Origin of the sequence: Chitinophaga eiseniae (genome assembly GCF_900167135.1) — a bacterium.
Taxonomy (GTDB): domain Bacteria; phylum Bacteroidota; class Bacteroidia; order Chitinophagales; family Chitinophagaceae; genus Chitinophaga; species Chitinophaga eiseniae.
This window is the reverse complement of sequence record NZ_FUWZ01000002.1, coordinates 1408246-1426103: the sequence shown is the minus strand read 5'-3', so window position 1 is coordinate 1426103 and position 17858 is coordinate 1408246. Positions and strand designations below refer to the sequence as shown.

At 52.7% G+C, this 17858-nt stretch carries 7 protein-coding genes; 1 reads left to right on the top strand and 6 read right to left on the bottom strand.

Annotated features, from left to right (window positions below):
• Window positions 1-8 precede the first annotated feature (8 nt).
• The 5 genes from tamL to gltB form a co-directional block, all read right to left on the bottom strand.
• Window positions 9-2471, bottom strand: coding sequence for a translocation and assembly module lipoprotein TamL (tamL, locus tag B5D63_RS15450; protein ID WP_078669674.1), 2463 nt, complete (start codon window positions 2469-2471; stop codon window positions 9-11).
• The gene (locus B5D63_RS15445) at window positions 2471-7540 is read right to left on the bottom strand and encodes a translocation/assembly module TamB domain-containing protein (RefSeq protein ID WP_078669673.1); all 5070 of its coding nucleotides are present in this window, start codon (window positions 7538-7540) and stop codon (window positions 2471-2473) included. The genes tamL and B5D63_RS15445 overlap by 1 nt, the downstream gene beginning before the upstream one ends.
• A gap of 270 nt (window positions 7541-7810) precedes the next feature.
• The gene (locus B5D63_RS15440; protein WP_143312928.1) at window positions 7811-8428 is read right to left on the bottom strand and encodes a hypothetical protein; all 618 of its coding nucleotides are present in this window, start codon (window positions 8426-8428) and stop codon (window positions 7811-7813) included.
• Between the two features lie 291 nt (window positions 8429-8719).
• Complete coding sequence (locus tag B5D63_RS15435; RefSeq protein ID WP_078669671.1) at window positions 8720-10195, bottom strand: glutamate synthase subunit beta; 1476 nt, start codon at window positions 10193-10195, stop codon at window positions 8720-8722.
• A gap of 97 nt (window positions 10196-10292) precedes the next feature.
• Window positions 10293-14822, bottom strand: a complete 4530-nt coding sequence (gene gltB, locus B5D63_RS15430) for a glutamate synthase large subunit (RefSeq protein WP_078669670.1) — start codon at window positions 14820-14822, stop codon at window positions 10293-10295.
• A gap of 363 nt (window positions 14823-15185) precedes the next feature.
• On the opposite strand from gltB, the gene B5D63_RS15425 reads away from it, so the two are divergent.
• The gene (locus B5D63_RS15425; RefSeq protein WP_143312927.1) at window positions 15186-16274 is read left to right on the top strand and encodes a hypothetical protein; all 1089 of its coding nucleotides are present in this window, start codon (window positions 15186-15188) and stop codon (window positions 16272-16274) included.
• Window positions 16275-16297: 23 nt separating this feature from the next.
• Here B5D63_RS15425 and B5D63_RS15420 read toward each other — a convergent pair whose 3' ends face one another.
• A complete protein-coding gene (locus B5D63_RS15420; RefSeq protein WP_078669668.1) occupies window positions 16298-17839 on the bottom strand; it encodes a glycoside hydrolase family 10-like protein in 1542 nt (513 codons plus the stop codon).
• Window positions 17840-17858: the final 19 nt, after the last annotated feature.

Below are 17858 nucleotides of genomic sequence, written 5' to 3'. Positions count from 1 at the left end.
GTTTATCATCAGAAAGGATATCCGATAGCGATATTGAGGATCAGGTTTTTCTTCCGCCAGTCGGGGTCTCCGAAATTAATCTTGTCAAACACCCATCGTTCTTTTGGCGGGAGATAAGGTATGCGGAAAGGCGTTGCGAGATCGAAGCGTACCACCACGATCGAAGCGTCTATACGAAGGCCGATGCCACCGCCCACGGCTATTTGCCGATAGAAGGAATCCAGTTTAAACTGGCTGCCGGGTTTTTCCGGTACCTGCTTTTGCAGCCAGATATTACCGGCGTCTATAAAGGCGGCGAAGTTAAATACGCTGGCGATGTGTATGCGTACTTCCGAGTTAAATTCCAGTTTGATATCACCAGCTTCATTGGCCAGCAATGCAGCGGTGTCAAGCCCTTTGTTGTAATAGGAGCCGGGACCGAGTGTGCGTGCCCTGAAGGCGCGGATACTGCTGCTACCGCCGGTAAAGAACTGTTTTACGAAGGGCAGTGTTTGTGAGTTGCCATATGGCAGGCCGTAGCCGAGAAAGAGGCGGTTTACCCATTGTTTGCCTTTGCCGATCTGCCAATAGTGGCGGCCTTCCAGGGAGAAGCGTTCGTATTGGGCGAACGGGTTTTTCAGGATGTTTTTTGTACCGGAATCACTTTTGGGGATAACCAGGCCGGCGATGTTGCCCGATACATCCACGTTGCCGCTGATATAGAAGCTGTGGATACGGTTAGCTGTCTGGTTATTGAAAGTGATGGTATAGTTTCCTCCCAGGATAAATTGTTTTTCGATGGAAGCCCGCTGGCTGGGATCGTTCTTGAGGATGCTGTCATATGCCGCCGTGGTTTTGGTGGGCAGTACATAGGTCACCGCAACAGGTGCAAAAGCATGATTCAGGTAAGCTGTCTTTTGCCACAGGTATTGTAACTGCAACGTGTAGGCGTTAAGGTTATACAAGTCTGCCCGGCTGTACAATTCATAGCTGGCGCTCATACGGGTACGTGGCACGTAGGGTGTACGGATATTCAGCCGGAAGGGCGTCAGGAAGCGCGGGAAGGTGACGGCGACTTCCGCCCCGAGGCTGTAGGAGTTGGAGCCACCGGCGCTTTTATTGCCTGTTTGCCATTCCATGCCGCCGTGGACCCCTATTTCCAATGAAGTCGCAGAGTGCAGCCAGTTACGGTTTTTCGCTGTGATACGGGCTTCAGAACCGATAAATCCATTGGATTTGGAAGTGCCGCGCAACTCTGTCTGCAGCGAGCGCCGTTTGTAGGGGGTGAGATAAAATTTAGCGTCGAGCCATCCGCTGTCGAGCGCTACTTTGTTATTCACCATGGCGCGATAGGTGCCGGCCAACGCTGTGTCGCGGCGATAGGTACTATCGGCGGCGGCGTTGCGTTTCACAAAGCGGGGCGCAGCGGTGTCCCGGGCGGGGGTAGGCGCATTGGGGCTGCCACCTGTGATGTTATGGCGTGAAGTATCTCTCACTGGACGGAAGGTCCCCTTTACAAATTTGAATACACCGAGATTGATCAGGCGTTGCAGCGTGATATTGTGTGAACTTAAACGGTAAAGGCTGTCCGGCCGGAGGAACACGGAGCGTTCGAATACAATGGGCTTAAAGCGTTTGGAGGAATCGATGATATACATGCCGCGGTAGTATACCGGTGTGCCGGTGGTGGACAGTGCCTCATTGTCCAGCGAATAATCCGGAAAAAGGCTGATATCATGCATCCGGTAAGGCCGGAGCGCCACCAGCGGCGTATTGTCTTTTATCTTCAGAAAAAGGTCTACCGTACCGTTATTGGTAGTGTCGGCCTGTACCAGCAGATAGTCAGGTGTAAAGTAATAGTATCCCTGTTCTTTCAGCGCAGCGTGTATACGTTCCCGTTCTGCCTTAATGGAATCCAGCGAATAAGGCTTCCCTACCACCAGGGAGCTTTTGTGATAGGCTTTGGTCACCGTACGGCCAATGGCACTGCTGTCTGTCAGGTAGGCCACGCTTTTGATGGTGTATCGGTGATTGGGTACCGCTTCATAACGGATGGAAGCTTTTTTGCTGCCGGAATTTTTTACGGCAGAGGAAACTTCTGCCTGGAAGTAACCGTTGTCCACCAGGTAACCTTCCAGCACCTCGCCGGTATAATCGGGTTTAGCCTGGCTTAGCAGTACAGGGGGCTCTCCCCATTTCTTGCGCAGGAGGTAATTAAGCCCTTTGCCTTTGGGTTCGTGGCCCATATTATACAGCCACAGCTTAATAGGCATGCCAAGGAATTTCCGGTTGGTATTGGGCCGTATTCTTTTTTTCAGTCCCTCGCTGAGAGAACCGTAATCTTTGGGTTGTTTTCCTTTCCAGGCCACAGTGCTGCCGGTATACAGGCGGTCGCCTTCTGGCACGGTACGGGTAGTGCTGCAGGAGCTGATAGCCAGGAATCCCAGGCATAATATGATACAACAGATGATATAGCTATTTCCCTTCTGCATTACTTGTTTTTGTTTGATTCATCTTGCGCGGCCTGCTTTTTCTTTTTTTCGTCGCGCAGGCGTTCTTTTCTGGACTCTCTCCTGGAACGTTGCAATATCTCCCTGAATTCGTCGTAATCCATGACGAGCATAAACGCTACGCCGGTTTCGGTATACTGGCCCTGAATAACGGTCTGGTTATCATTACGCTGATATACTCTGAGGCGGTATCTGCCGTCACGGCTTAATTTGTATTCGATGGAGATATCCCCTACCAGCGAGCTGGCATTCTGGGTGTTGCCGGTAAGCATGATATTGGACCCAACGGAAACGGTTAAACGATCGTTGAATAACTTCTTGGACGCACCGATATTGAGGTTGGTGGTTTCCTGTGCGGAGCCAGAGGAATAGTCTTCCTTGCTTTGCAGGTCGAAGTTGAGGTCCACCCCTTTGATCAGGTTACCGGCGAGGTTATTCAGCTGTTGAGACAGGATTTTGCTCACACTGTTGCGGGCTGCCTGTCCTACGGCGCCACCGCCGCCATCCAGGGTAGACATGGGGTCATCCGGGATGAAGGTATTGAGTACCAGGAGGCCCATCACCTGTTTATTCAGTTCAGAAGACACCTGGTTGATCTGTTTGATCCGGTTGTAAGGCATACCATTAAAGGCATTCCTTTCCCTTTCCGGCATATCCAGCTGGAAGCTGATATCGGGCTTCAGCAGGCTTCCCTGTATTTTGAGATATACTTCAAACGGGATACGTTGTTTGTAGGTGTTCCGTTGTTCTGCGGTCATTCCGCCGAGTTGGTCCTGGACCAGGTCGATGGCAGGTGCGTTGACGGTATATTTGGCGGTGATGTCCAGGTCTGCGGCCATAGCATCGCCGTTGAAGGAGATGAAGCTGCCTTTCTGGATATCGAAAGAGCGTTTTATCAGTTGATTGAGCGACATCTCGTATTTACCTTCCGAGATCTCATAACGGCCGGTGATGCTCATTTTGCTGGAGGGGTCGAGGGTTGCGTTCAGGTTGGCCGTACCTTTTGCCTGTACGAAGTCGCCGTTAGCCTGGTCGATAATGATTTTCAGCACCGACTCGGGTGTGATTTCCACATTACCGGAGAAGAACATGCCCTTGAGCCTGGGGTTGCTATATTTGGCGCTGTCCTGTTTGGCCAGCAGTGCGCTGTCGATGGGATGATCGCGGTCGATGAATTCCACTACTCCTTCCCTGTCGGCCAGCCCGGGCTCTTCCTGCGGCAGCATAACGGTAACACTGGATTTGTCCCGCAGTTTAATGTTGGCGTCTACACGGGGCAGATCGAGGGAGCCGCGCACGGTGACTTTACTGTCTATAAAGGCCGGGCCGTAGATCCACTGGTCCTGGTTCTGCTGTTTGCCCAGGGCCATGAAGTTATCGGCGTTGATATTCAGGTTGAAGCCGTATTTGATAAAGTCGGAGGTATTGATACGACCATTCACCACCATTTCATTGTTGAGGCTGTCGGCCACTACCAGGTTGTTAAGCAGGATGCCTTTCTCATCGATCACGATATCTTCATCGGGCAGGTGAAGATTACTGCCGATGAAGCTGATAATGCCGCCGGCGTTGTTGAAGTGCATATTACCTCTTACTTCCGGTTTGCTGGCGGTGCCCGAGATATCGAATTTACCGGTGGCGTCGCCATACATATGGGTAACGCTGCCCATGGTAAAGGGTTCGAGGGAGGCCATCCGCAAGTTGGCGATGTTTACCCGGGCGTTGATGGTGCTGTCGTAGGTGCCTGTAACGGTGACATCGTTGTTGTCGCCTTTCAGCGCCGCGTCCAGTTTATAGGTATTGGGAGCGGTACTTTCTGCGGTAGCGGTGAGTGTGCCGAGCGGTGCTGTTTTCACGGTGAGACTGTCTACTTTCAGCTGGGCATGAATGAGCGGCTGGGTGTTCCAGTTGCGCACTACGGCATCGGCGTTGAGCAGGCCGTTGGCCAGCAGCGTGTCAGTAGCCAGCATACCGGTAATGGTGGCCAGCTGGAAGTTGCTGACTTTCGCCTGCAGGGCCGGCACACCGGAAGTATCCGCCTGTGTATTGACCTGTATGGACTGATCACCATAGGAGAGTTTGATGTTCGCCGTATCCGGACCGCCGTTTTTGATGCGGAAAATATTATTTTCTGCTACGTTCCAGGCTTGTTTGTTCAGCAGCAGGTCTGGTTTGAGCACCAGCTGCATCATATTGTCCGGCAGGAAGGTAAAGATGCCGCCAAGGCGGTATTTAGGCTGTCGTTTAACATCGTCCATGAGCAGGCCGAAATCCACCACGCCGGTATTGGCTTTGGCAGATAACACCGTATGATAAAGCGGGAATGACGGATGTTTCATGTCTGCGATAGACACATAAGTCTGCAAGGTAGTGTCTACGATGCGGGCGTATAAGCGCAGGCTGTCTACCTGGATGGAGTCGTAATTCACTTTCGGCAGATTTGCTTTAACGAAAAGCAGGCTGCTGTCGCTGTTGATGCGGCCGGCAATGTCCATCGGTACTTCCATGCGGATGCCTGGTATGAGGGGTTCCAGCGTGTGAGGTATCTGCAGGGCTGCGGCAAACTCCAGATATTGTCCGGGAGGAACAATCACGATGCGGCCGGAATCGGTGGGCTTCAGTGGTTTCATGATGATCTGACTGAAAGCGTTGCCGATTTTGGTATAGTCCATACGTCCCTGCGCTGTTACCGGCCCAAAGGGGCTTTTCAGCGCGATATATTGCAGACTGTCGTAGTGGGCGGTGAGAGCAATGGTGTCCAGCGGCACCACATGGCCCTGGGTGGCTACCTGCCAGCCGGTCAGTAACGCAGCACCTTCCAGCCGCTGTGGCTCCAGGCTGCTGAAGTCGGCGTCCAGGTTACCTTTGATGGTCAGCGGTTCTGCGTACCAGTGGGTGGCATACAGGTCGGCGTTGGTAATTTCCGCGTTGGCCTTCAGACTACGCAGCGCGGTATCGCTCAGGTTACCGTTGACGGTAAAGCGGGTATTTAAGCTGGTATCTGCGCTTTCGCCGTTGGCGTCGAATTCGCCTTTCCGGATATTGGCATTCACGTTGACATCGTGATAAGTATATCGGTTATAAGTCGCTTCGTTCAACCGGATAGCTGCCTGTGCTGCCATCTGTGTTAGCGTATATCCTTGTCCACTAGCCATGAGGTTACCGCTCACCCAGCCAAAGGTGGTGTCATAGAGCATGATACCCGGATGTACCCGGAAGGATGGGACACTTACATCGTAGGTGCCACGGATGCTGTCGGTAATATTGGCCAGTTTGGCGTTGATAGTGGCGTTGGCGTAATCGCTTTTCAGTTGCAGCTGTGCCAGCATATTTTTCATGCCGCCTTTGAACAGGCCGGTGATCAGCATGTTTTCCGGCAGTCTTGGTGTGTCGGGCAGGGTGCCGGCCGGCAGCCAGGAGCGCAGGGCTTTGTTGCCGGACTGGATATAGAGCTCCGGCAGATTCGCATTGAGCCGGTCCACATCGGTAGCATGTTCTATCTGGCCGTTGGCCGTTCTGATCAGGTTCCCTTCATGGTCATTCAGGTAGAGCTGTTTGATATTCAGTAAACCAAGGTTGCCTTTTAATATAGCCGATAGCGTTAGTTCCTTTTTCCACAGTGGTGCAAAGGATTTGTTTTTACGGGCGTCGGGCACAAACGGCAGCCATTCTGCGAGGGCCACCTGCACGGAGTCCAGGTTGGCGTCGATCCCCAGCTGGTCCATATGATCTGCGATACCGGACCAGGAGGGAACGGTAATGGCTATATGTTTCCTGAAAACACTCTTGTTGGTTTGCAGGAAAAAGTTGCGCAGTTCCAGGCTTTTTGGAGTGAAGGTCACGTCCATATTGGCTTTCCGGAGAGTGAACCCTGACCAGTCGCGGGCTGCCAGGCTTTTGAGGCCTGCCTGTATGCTGTCGGGAGTGTAGCGGATGTTGCTGACTTTAGCATTTACGTTTGACAGGAACAGGTGGTTATAATCCGGGTCAGGACCAGCTGCTTTGGGTGCCGGGCCGCCGTTGTCATAACGCAGCGCCAGTTTATCGAGATTGACCTGTGTGGCAAATACCTGCCATGTGTTGGGCACCGTGTCGGGTGGTGCGGGCGTAGTATCTTTTCCGGGCATCATCGCCAGGATACCGGTAGTACGGTGAATAGAGAGGTCGCCTACTTGTATGCGGGTGGAGTCCTGGTCAAGACTGCTGTTGCGTAATACGAGGTCGCCTATTTTCCAGCCGGTAGTGATACCGATGCCATCGCTGCTGTAGAGGAAATTGCTCTCTTTGATACGCAATTTCTTCAACAGCAGGTGAAGTCCTGCGCTGCTGGTATCGGCCGGTGGCGGTGGTGGTGCGGCGCCGGCAGCGGCCGACGGAATATAATGCTGACGGAAAAAGCCTTTCAGGCCTGCCAGTTCTATGCCTCTGAAAGCATAGATGCCGTCGTTGAGGATAAGATCATCAGGATCGGCGTGGAGCGTGTCCCAGGAGGCCACCGCATGCATGCCGCCGGTCTGGTCTTCGAAGCTCAGTTTCACATGCCGGAGGGAAACATCTTTGATGCGGAACTGGATCGTCGTACCGGTAGCGGATGCCAGTGTGTCCGGTTTTGTATCAGGGGCAACGAAGGCGTCTACGGCAAACTGGAAGTTGAAAGTACTGTCTCCCTGGTGACGGTAAACATTGACCAGCAGGGTATCCCACTCCAGTTTATCTATTTGCAGCTCATTGTTGAAAAAAGCCAGCAGGTTGTAACGTACTTTCAGGGAGCCGGAATACAGCAGGGCCTGATGGGAGGTGTCCGCCACAAACACATTTCTCAGTTCCAGGTATTTCCATCCTCTGGCGCGGAGGTACCCGATCTGTACTTTGGTTTTCAGTTTTTTCTGCAGATAGCTTTCGCCCTGTTGCCGCAGATAATTCTGTACGCCGTCCAGTTGCAATAATAACACCGCCATCACGGGCAAAAGAAGCACCGCAACGATGATCCATAAAAGCCACCGCCACCAGGGGCGCCTGTGTTTAATTTCTGTTTCTGCTGGTTCTGTCACTATGATAGCTTACTAAAAGTAATTTACTGAATTAAAACGCATGAGCGTCCCAATGGTTTACTTTCGGATAAAGACCCGTGTTCCGTCCGCTTGCCCGGCGAAAAGCACAAAATCCATACCCGCGGGTAATGGGGATAAACTGTACTGCAAGGATACATTAAAATACGGGAACGGACATACTGAAAATTGTCCGGAAGGCCGAAAATAACCGTCTTTGGCTGGTGTTGGAAGTGAATAATATCCAGAGGGCCCTGTTGGCGACCGGGTAGATTATTGCCCGCTTTGAGGTGGTTTGTTGCGTGCGTTAAAGCGGGAGATATAATAATCCAGCTTATCTTTTTTGGCTTTGTCGGACCGGAACTCTTCCAGTAGTTCCGGATCTTGTGGGAGGATATATTTTTTGAGATTAAAAAGTGATAACTCCAGGATTTCTCCGGTAACGATATTAATGACCTTTTTGAGCCTGACGGGCGTATTGAGCGCGTTCACCGTCATATCGGCGGGGTTATAGATACTGCGGGAGGGCTGCACCCCCTGCAGTTCATAGGTGCAATAGTAGCCGGTGATCTGTATGACATTAAGCCCGTTGTCTTTGATGTAGCTATGGGCGCCATCACAAAACCCCCAGTAATTTTTCACTTTGTGCTCCTGCCCTGTTGCATCGCGGAGCACCAGCCCGTTCCTGTTGGCGAGCAGGTAGATCTGTGCTGCTGTGCTGCGATTTTTCACGACCAGGTCGCCCGATTCGGAGGGGCTGTTTTGCTGAAATTCGCGGAAAGACCTGTACAGCCCTTTCCTGAGGGTGGCGGCTTGCAGGATAAACTCATCCTGGGCCATAGCTGTCAGGCAAAAGCAGAGAAGTCCCCAGAGGCTGCACCATTTTTTCATAGGGCACAAATGTATCCGGAATCTGTACGCTGGTGGAGGGAAATAGCTGAATGGAGGAATTGTTTCTGCTGATCTGTTATTTCTGTCTGTAAAGTTATGAGGGGGAGGTACAAATAAAAGGCCGGGTAAAAACCCGGCCCGGCTGAAGGTTACAACAAAATCTAAACCTGCTTATGAGAAAAGCGTTAATAAATAGCTACTAGCTTTTAGCCGTTAGCCGATATCATATTTTTATGAACGTTGCCTTCAGCCTGTCAATGTTAAGCAACAGGCTAAAAGTGTACGCTATTATTACAGTGCCATTGCCTGCAGGGAATGGTCTTTGCTTTCCAGCTGGGAGCTGCCCATCAGGAATTCATCCACTTTCCTTGCACACTCGCGACCTTCGCTAATTGCCCATACCACCAGTGACTGGCCGCGGCGCATGTCACCGGCGGTAAACACTTTAGGGATAGACGTCAGGTAATCTTTTTCAGTGGCTTTTACGTTGCCTCTTTCATCTTTCTCCACTTCGAGCTGTTCCAGCATACCGGTGTGCTGCGGGTGTACGAAGCCCATTGCCAGCAATGCCAGTTCGCAGGGGATGTCTCTTTCAGAGCCGGGAACTTCGGTAAATCTGGCTGGTTTGCCGTCGGCGCCCAGTGTCCACTGAAGGTCTACTATGCGGAGGGCTTTCAGGTTCCCGTTGTCGTCGCCGATAAAGGCTTTGGTAGCAATGGCCCACTGGCGGTCTGCGCCTTCTTCATGGGAAGAAGATGTTTTCAGCACCATGGGATAGGTAGGCCATGGCATGTAATCGGTGCGCTCGCCGGGAGGTTTGGGCAACAGTTCCAGCTGGGTAACGCTCACCGCGCCATGGCGGTTGCTGGTGCCTACGCAGTCGGAGCCCGTATCGCCCCCTCCTATCACGACCACATTTTTACCGGAGGCCATAATATCCTGTCCGTCAACGGGGAGGTTGCTGACTCTTTTATTCTGCTGTTTGAGGAAGTCCATGGCGTAGTGTACCCCTTTCAGTTCGCGGCCGGTGATACCGAGGTCGCGCGGAATGGTGGAGCCGCCTGCCAGTACAATGGCATTGTATTCCCTCAACAGGTCATTGGTGCTTACGGTAACGCCTACGTTGGCGTTGCACTGGAAGGTAACGCCCTCTTCTTCCATCAGTTTGATCCTGCGGTCGATGGTCCATTTTTCCAGTTTAAAGTCGGGAATGCCGTAGCGGAGAAGGCCTCCCGGTTTGTCGTCGCGTTCAAACACGGTCACGCTGTGGCCGGCATAGTTCAGCTGGGCGGCGGCGGCCAGTCCGGCAGGACCGGAACCGATCACGGCAACCTTTTTGCCGGTACGCACGCGGGGAATCTTAGCCTGTACCAGGCCCTTGTCGAACGCAATTTCTATGATATGCCGTTCAATTTCCTCGATCGCTACCGGCGGCTGGTTGATACCCAGTACACAGGCGCTTTCACAGGGAGCCGGACAAATGCGGCCGGTGAATTCAGGGAAATTATTGGTGGAAGTCAGGATATCGTAAGCATCCTGCCAGTCCTGACGGTATACGGCATGGTTGAATTCTGGTATCACGTTGCCCAGCGGACATCCGCTGTGACAGAAAGGCACGCCGCAGCTCATGCAGCGGGACGCCTGCTGGTTCAGTTTATTTTCAGGGAAACGCTCCACAAACTCGTTGTAGTGGTTTATCCTTTCCCGGGGATCTGATTTTCCGGGCAGCTCTCGTGTAAATTCCAGGAATCCTGTAGGTTTACCCATAACTATTATCTCATTTTATCACTGGGTTATTTGATTATTCTTCCGGTCCGTTTCTCTCTGCATTCATTAAACAATCCGATAACCCAATAGCCAAATATTAACGTTTTATCTTCTGTCCCTGTGCTACGCCTGATTTCAGCACAGCCTTGTATTCTTTCGGGAATACTTTCACGAAGTGACGCAGCTGATTTTCCCAGTCTTTCAGGATAAATTTCGCCACGGTGCTGTTCGTGTAGGCGTGGTGTTTAGTGATCAGGTCCTGCAGGGCGGCTACATCTTCCTGATCCAGCGGATCGAGGTCGATCATATCGCGGTTGCAATGGTTGGCAAAGGAGCCTTTGACATCGTACACATAAGCGATACCGCCGCTCATACCGGCGCCGAAGTTGCGGCCTGTTTCCCCGAGGATGACAGCGCGGCCGCCGGTCATATATTCGCAGCCGTGGTCGCCTACTCCTTCTGCCACGATGGTAGCGCCGGAGTTACGGACGCAGAAGCGTTCGCCGGCTTTACCGCGGATATAGGCTTCACCGGAGGTGGCGCCATAGAAGCACACGTTACCTGCGATGATGTTTTCTTCCGCTTTGAAGCCTGCTTCTCCGTGAGGATAGAGGATCAGTTTAGAGCCGGAAAGGCCTTTACCGAAGTAGTCGTTGGCTTCGCCTTCCAGTTCGAGCGTCAGCCCTTTGGTGGAGAAGGCGCCGAAGCTCTGGCCGGCAGAACCGGTGAACTTGAAGTGGATGGTATCTTCCGGCAGTCCTTCGCTCTTGTAGCGTTTGGATACTTCGTTGGAGAGGATGGTGCCGATGGTACGATCGGTATTTTTAACAGGGTACTGCTGGTAAACCCTCGTCTTTTTCTCCAGCGCCGGCTGTGCCGCTTTCAGCAGCTGCCAGTCGAGCACTTCGGCAATACCGTGGTCCTGCTCTTCCTGTTTGTACAGGCCTGTTTCAGGAGCAGCCGGTTCTTTGTACAGAATGGGAGAAAGGTCCAGTTTCTGTGTTTTCCAGTGGGTGATACCTTCGCGCATCTGGAGGTTATCTACCTGGCCTACCATTTCGGTGATGGTACGGAAGCCGAGGTCGGCCATGATTTCGCGCAGTTCTTCCACGAGGAAGGTGAAGAGATTCACCACGTGTTGCGGATCGCCGGAGAAGCGTTTGCGCAGGTCCGGGTCCTGGGTGGCTACGCCCACGGGGCAGGTATTGACATGGCACTTACGCATCATGATACAGCCTTCCACGATGAGGGCGGCGGTAGCCACGCCCCATTCTTCAGCGCCGAGCAGTGTGGCGATAGCGATGTCGCGGCCTGTTTTCAGCTGGCCGTCGGTCTGCAGTACTACCCTGCTGCGCAGTTTGTTTTTCACCAGTGTCTGGTGGGATTCGGCGAGGCCCAGTTCCCACGGCAGGCCGGCATGTTTGATGGAGCTTATCGGAGAAGCGCCGGTACCGCCATCGTGACCTGCAATCAGTACCACGTCGGCATGAGCTTTGGCCACACCGGCGGCAATAGTGCCCACGCCGGCTTTAGACACCAGTTTTACGCTGATGCGGGCGGCGCGGTTGGCATTTTTCAGGTCATAAATGAGCTGTGCCAGGTCTTCGATGGAATAAATATCGTGGTGCGGTGGCGGAGAGATGAGGCCTACACCCGGGGTGGAGTGCCTTACTTTCGCGATCCAGTCGTCCACTTTATGGCCGGGCAGCTGTCCGCCTTCACCAGGTTTGGCACCCTGGGCCATTTTGATCTGTAATTCGTCGGCATTGGTCAGGTAGTAGCTGGTAACGCCGAAACGGGCGCTGGCTACCTGTTTGATGGCGGAGCGCATAGAGTCGCCGTTGGGCAGTTGCTCATAGCGGATCTCATCTTCTCCCCCTTCGCCGGTATTGCTTTTAGCGCCGATGCGGTTCATGGCGATGGCGAGGGTGGAGTGCGCCTCATGAGAGATGGAACCGAAGCTCATAGCGCCTGTCGCAAAGCGTTTGAAGATGCTGGAAGCTGGTTCCACCTCATCGATAGAGATGGAAGCACGGGTACGTTTAAACGAAAAGAGGCTACGCAAGGTGCAGGCTTTTTCGCTCTGGTCGTTAACGGCTTTGGAGTATTTCTTGAACACACTGTAGTCGCCCATACGGGTGGAATACTGCAGCAGGTGGATGGTAGTGGGATTGAAGAGGTGGAATTCCCCTTTGCGTTTCCACTGGTATACGCCGCCTTCGGTGAGCCGTTGTACCGGTGTTTCCTTGCGGCCATAGCCCATCCAGTGTTTTGCCAGCGTTTCGCGGGCGATTTCATCGAGGCCGAGGCCCTGGATACGGGACACGGCGCCGGCGAAATATTTATCTACCACTTGCTGGTTGATGCCCAGGATCTCGAATATCTGCGCGCCCTGATAAGATTGCAGGGTGGAGATGCCCATTTTGGAGAATACTTTGAGCAGACCGTCGCAAACGGCTTTGATGTAGTTTTTCTTCAGTTTATCTACGTCCTGGTCGGTGTCCAGTTTGCTGGACAGTTTCAGGTCGCGGATGGTGCTGAGTGCCAGGTATGGGTTGACAGCGGTAGCGCCGAAGCCCAGCAGGCAAGCGAAGTGGTGTACTTCCCAAACGTCGCCGGCTTCCACGATCAGTCCTACCGAGCCGCGGATACCTTTGCGGATCAGGTGGTGATGTACGGCGGATGCAGCCAGCAGGGAAGGGATGGCGGCATGCTCGGAGTCGATGGCGCGGTCAGAGAGGATGATCACCTCAAATCCGTCTTCCACGGCGTCTACGGCGTAGCGGCACAGGCGGGCCAGCCCTTTTTCAAGGGAACCGGGTTTGCCGTCGGCCTTGAAGTAGGTGTGGAGCGTTTTTGCCTGAAACAGGCCCGTATCGATACTGCGTATTTTTTCCAGTTCGTAGTTATTCAGGATCGGATGGCGCAGGGCCAGGCTGTGGCAGTGCAGCGGATCTTCGTCCAGCAGGTTGCCGTTGCCGCCTACGAAGGTGGCGAGCGACATCACCAGTCTTTCCCGGATGGGATCGATGGGTGGGTTGGTTACCTGGGCGAACAGCTGTTTGAAGTAGTTGGCCAGATGCTGCGGCTGGTTGCTGAGCGCGGCCAGTGGCGTATCCGTGCCCATGGAGCCTACCGGCTCTTTGCCGTCGATGGCCATCGGAGCGATGATATGCTCCATGTCCTCGGTGCTGTAGCCGAAAGCGCGCTGGTATTTAAAGATCTGGTCGTGCTCGAGGTGGGTAAAGGTAACCCTTGGCTCTGGCAGTTCTTCCAGCCGGATCTTGTATTTATTGAGCCATTCAGCGTATGGCTGTTGGGTGCAGATCTGTTGTTTCAGTTCCTCGTCGCCGATGATGCGGCCCTGGTCCATGTCCACGATGAACATTTTGCCGGGCTGCAGACGTCCTTTTTCTTTTACGTTTTTAGGATCGATAGGTAATACACCGGCTTCGGAGGCCATGATCACCCGATCGTCTTTGGTCACGACAAAGCGGCTGGGACGAAGTCCGTTACGGTCCAGCGTGGCACCGATGATTTTACCGTCGGTGAAAGAGATGGAAGCCGGGCCGTCCCAGGGTTCCATCAGGGATGCGTGGTATTCGTAGAAAGCTTTTTTCTCCGGCGCCATGTCTTCGTTGCCGTCCCATGCTTCGGGGATCAGCATCATCATTACATGCGGCAGGGAGCGGCCGGTCATGGTCAGCAGCTCGATCACGTTGTCGAGACTGGCGGAGTCGGACTGTCCTTCTTCTACGATGGGCAGCAGCATGTCCATTTCTTCGGGAGTGAAGAACCGGGACATGAAGTCGCGCTCACCGGAACGGAGCCAGTTGAGGTTGCCTTTCAGCGTATTGATTTCACCATTGTGGGCGATATAACGGTAAGGGTGCGCCAACCGCCAGCTGGGGAAAGTATTGGTGGCAAAACGGGAGTGGATGAGGGCGAAGGCGGATACCATCTTCTCATCGCTCAGGTCAGTATAATAATGACGTACCTGGTAGGTGGTCAGCTGACCTTTATATACGATTGTCTTATAGGAAAGAGACGCGATGTAAAACAGTGCTTTCTCTTTGGGAATGGAATTACGAACGGTTTTGGACACGTAATTGCGGAGCACAAACAGTTTGCGCTCAAACAGTTCCGGGTCGCTGATATGATAAGGACAGGCGATAAATACCTGTTCAATTTCCGGTTCTACGGACAGGGCGGACTCACCGATGCCATCGGGGCGAACGGGCACTTTACGGTATCCCAGGATCTCGAGGCCCAGTTTTTCAGCGCTGCGCTGCAGGATTTCGCGGCACTCTTCGCGCCAGCGGGGTTCTTTCGGGAAAAAGACCATGCCTACGCCATACTTACCAAATTCAGGTAAGCTGATACCTAACCGCAGGCACTCATCATACAAAAATTCATGGGGGACCTGAAACAGGATTCCTGCACCGTCACCCGTGTTCTGCTCACAGCCGCAGGCGCCGCGGTGTTCCATGTTTTCCAGCATGGTGAGGGCATCACGAATAATATGGTGGGATTTACGACCCTTGATATGAGCCGTAAAACCTGTTCCGCAGGCATCATGTTCGAATTCAGGACGGTATAAACCTTGCGTTTGCTTCACTTCATCCATTTGGTTTAGATTTTTTGCTTTGATACACTCCTCCCTTCTGACTTTCGTCGATGGGTGGTGTACGATATAATTCGGGAACGGTTTAAAGATACTAAAGGAATGCTGTATTTTTTATACAAATTTTTGATAGAGGCTAAAAATTTAGAAAAAAATAAAAATATATCCCTTATTGTTAGAATTTATGGAAAAATGATGCAGTGGGGCCGGTAAAACCGGGCACGTGACTGCGGCAGTATTTGTCAACCAGGCAGACGAAAATGTCCTGACCCGGAAGCAGGCGGTGACAATGCCGGGATTCGGTTAAATTCGCGGTAATTGTCATAAAAAAGTATCCTATATCTATCATTCGTATATTAATATAAGATGTCAACAAAACAGTCCCTGCTGCTTTCGGCTTTGTTAACTGCTTTTACGATGACCGCCATGGCACAATACCCTACTGATGAAGTGGCGCCTGTGAAATCACAAAAGCAGACTGAGCTGAATAAAGGAAAAATCACGCTTGGAAAGGAAAAACTGCTGACGGCGGAGAAACTGCCGTTAAAAATCAGCGATATTGAAGTGGTCAGCGCGCTGTGGGATACGGCGCACCTCGGCTTTATTTCACTGGGCTCCCGTTGGGTGCCTGCCACCCCGGATAAAGCAATGACCTCCTACCTCTCGGAATTTGTGGAAAATGCCTTTGCCCACCTTTATGCCCCTGATGGTATAAAACTCCTGTGGGTGATAGAAGACCTGCGTATTGGCGAACAGCCCGGCGGCGTGACTGAAAAAGCCTTCATCCGCCTGAAAGCTACGGCCTACGGTTCCACAGACGGCCAGCATTACAAACGGCTGTACGCCATGGATGAAGCTAAACTGAACAGAGGCATTGGGCTGACAAAAAAACACCATCAATTTATTGCCAATGTTTTTACAGAGCTGCTGCAGAAAACGCCGGAAAAATCTGGCAGCCTGTGCGCGAAATCAGATATCCTCGCCCATCACCTGCAAACAAGACAAGTGCCGGCATTAACGGCACAGATGAAAGATGGCGTGTATACGGATTTTGAGGCTTTCCGGAATAACAGCCCCGCTTTTACGCAGTTTGAAATCAAAAAAGGTGAATACGAGTATGAATGGTGGGACATTATCGCAACTACCCCGGAAGGCGAAAAGGGACGGGTTAAATCGTGCTGGGCTGTTGTAAAAGAAGGAAACATATTTCGTTATGTGGACGGGAAGCTGATCCAGCTGGAGCGTTTCGAATATGGATATGTGCTTTCCCGTTATCTGAAAGATAGCCGCGACCGTAGCCGTGCTGCCATGATCGGTGGCATACTGGGTGGCGCTGTCGGGGCTATGGTCGCATCCGGCAGCGGTCATATGGTCAGCGCCGATGCATTTCCGGCCCTGAAAGTTAATCCGGACGCTACCGCTATAGATATGGAAACAGGCGCATTTATCTTCTGATACATGCGCCTGTTTCCGGGTTGTCAGGGTTCAAAGATAAATGTCGTTTTCCCGTTTTTGATCTCCATCCGTAGCGGTTCGCTAAGGTGGCTCTCGTTTTGAAGCCGGTCCAGAGCGGTAACTACATAGGTGTAGGTCTTCCCTCTCACATAGGTCTGGTCTTTATATTCCGGATCTGACGCCTGTGGCAGGATGGCCAGAATTTTCGTGGGATCGGTCACGTTAATCGGTTCATTAGCTTCAAAACGGTACAGTACATATTGTTTGGTACGGCCGCTGGTATCGTCGTCGGTCCAGTGGATTTCCAGTCCGCCGGGTCTTTCAAAAGCATCGATGAAATAAGGCGGATCGGGGGTAGTATTGGGCAGCCACGACATGACAGGCCGCAGCGCGGGGTATTTGTAGTAGTGGTTGCGCAGCGAGTCTTCGATGCCCTGCGGGTTGCCGCGGAAAGATTTGGCGCTGTAGAAGATACTGCCCTGTATGGTATTCAGTGTCCGTGCTTCTTCTATCTGCATAGGCAGTTCGCGGGGATTTTTCCAGGCGGCGTTGCTACCGAGGCGGTAAACGCCGTGTCCGATGTATATCTGCCGGCCATAGCCGTGCTGGCTCCACCAGTTGAGCAACACTTCATAGTCCGCCAGGCGGTGACCACGCTCCCAGTACAACTGTGGCGCTGCGTAGTCTATCCATCCTTTCTTCAGCCATTTTAAAATATCAGCGTACAGGTCGTCGTAGTTGGTCATGCCGCCGCGGGTGTAGGAGCCTTCAGGGTCTTTGCTGCGGTCGCGCCAAACACCAAAGGGGCTGATACCGAATTTCACCCATGGTTTTTCCGCTTTGATGGCGACGCTGAGCATTTCAATGATGGCATCCACGTTGGCCCTGCGCCAGTCGTCTTTCATCATCCCGTTGCCATACATGCGGTAGGAAACGTTGTCGGGGAATTCTTTGCCGGGTACACGATAAGGATAAAAGTAGTCATCGAAGTGAACGGCGTCGATATCATATCTTTTTACCACATCACGCACGACGGAGGTCACATAGGTCCGTACTTCCGGGATGCCCGGATCAAAATATTTTTTATTGTCGTAGGTGAGGAACCACTGTGGTTTCAGGCGGGTGATGTGATTGGCGGCCAAGCTGCTGCGGCTGACGTTGAATACGGCCCTGTAGGGGTTGAACCAGGCGTGAAATTCCATGCCCCGCTTGTGCGATTCTTCAATCATAAACTGAAGGGGATCGTAGTAAGGGTTAGGCGCCTGCCCTTGCGTGCCGGTCAGGTATTCGGACCAGGGCTCGTAGGGAGAGGCATAAAACGCATCCGTGGCCGGGCGTACCTGGGCCACTACTGTGTTCATGCCGTTGCGTTGCATCTGATTGAGCAAATCGATAAACTCCTGTTTTTGTTGTTCCGAGGGCAACCCGCGCCTGGAAGGCCAGTCAATATTTTCTACTGTGGCAATCCACACCCCGCGCATTTCCCTTTTGGGCGGCAACTGCGCCCATGCCTGTTGTGTGAGGCCCGCACAAAGGGCCACACCGGCTAATAACTGCTTCAACATCTGCCTTGCTTTAAACCGT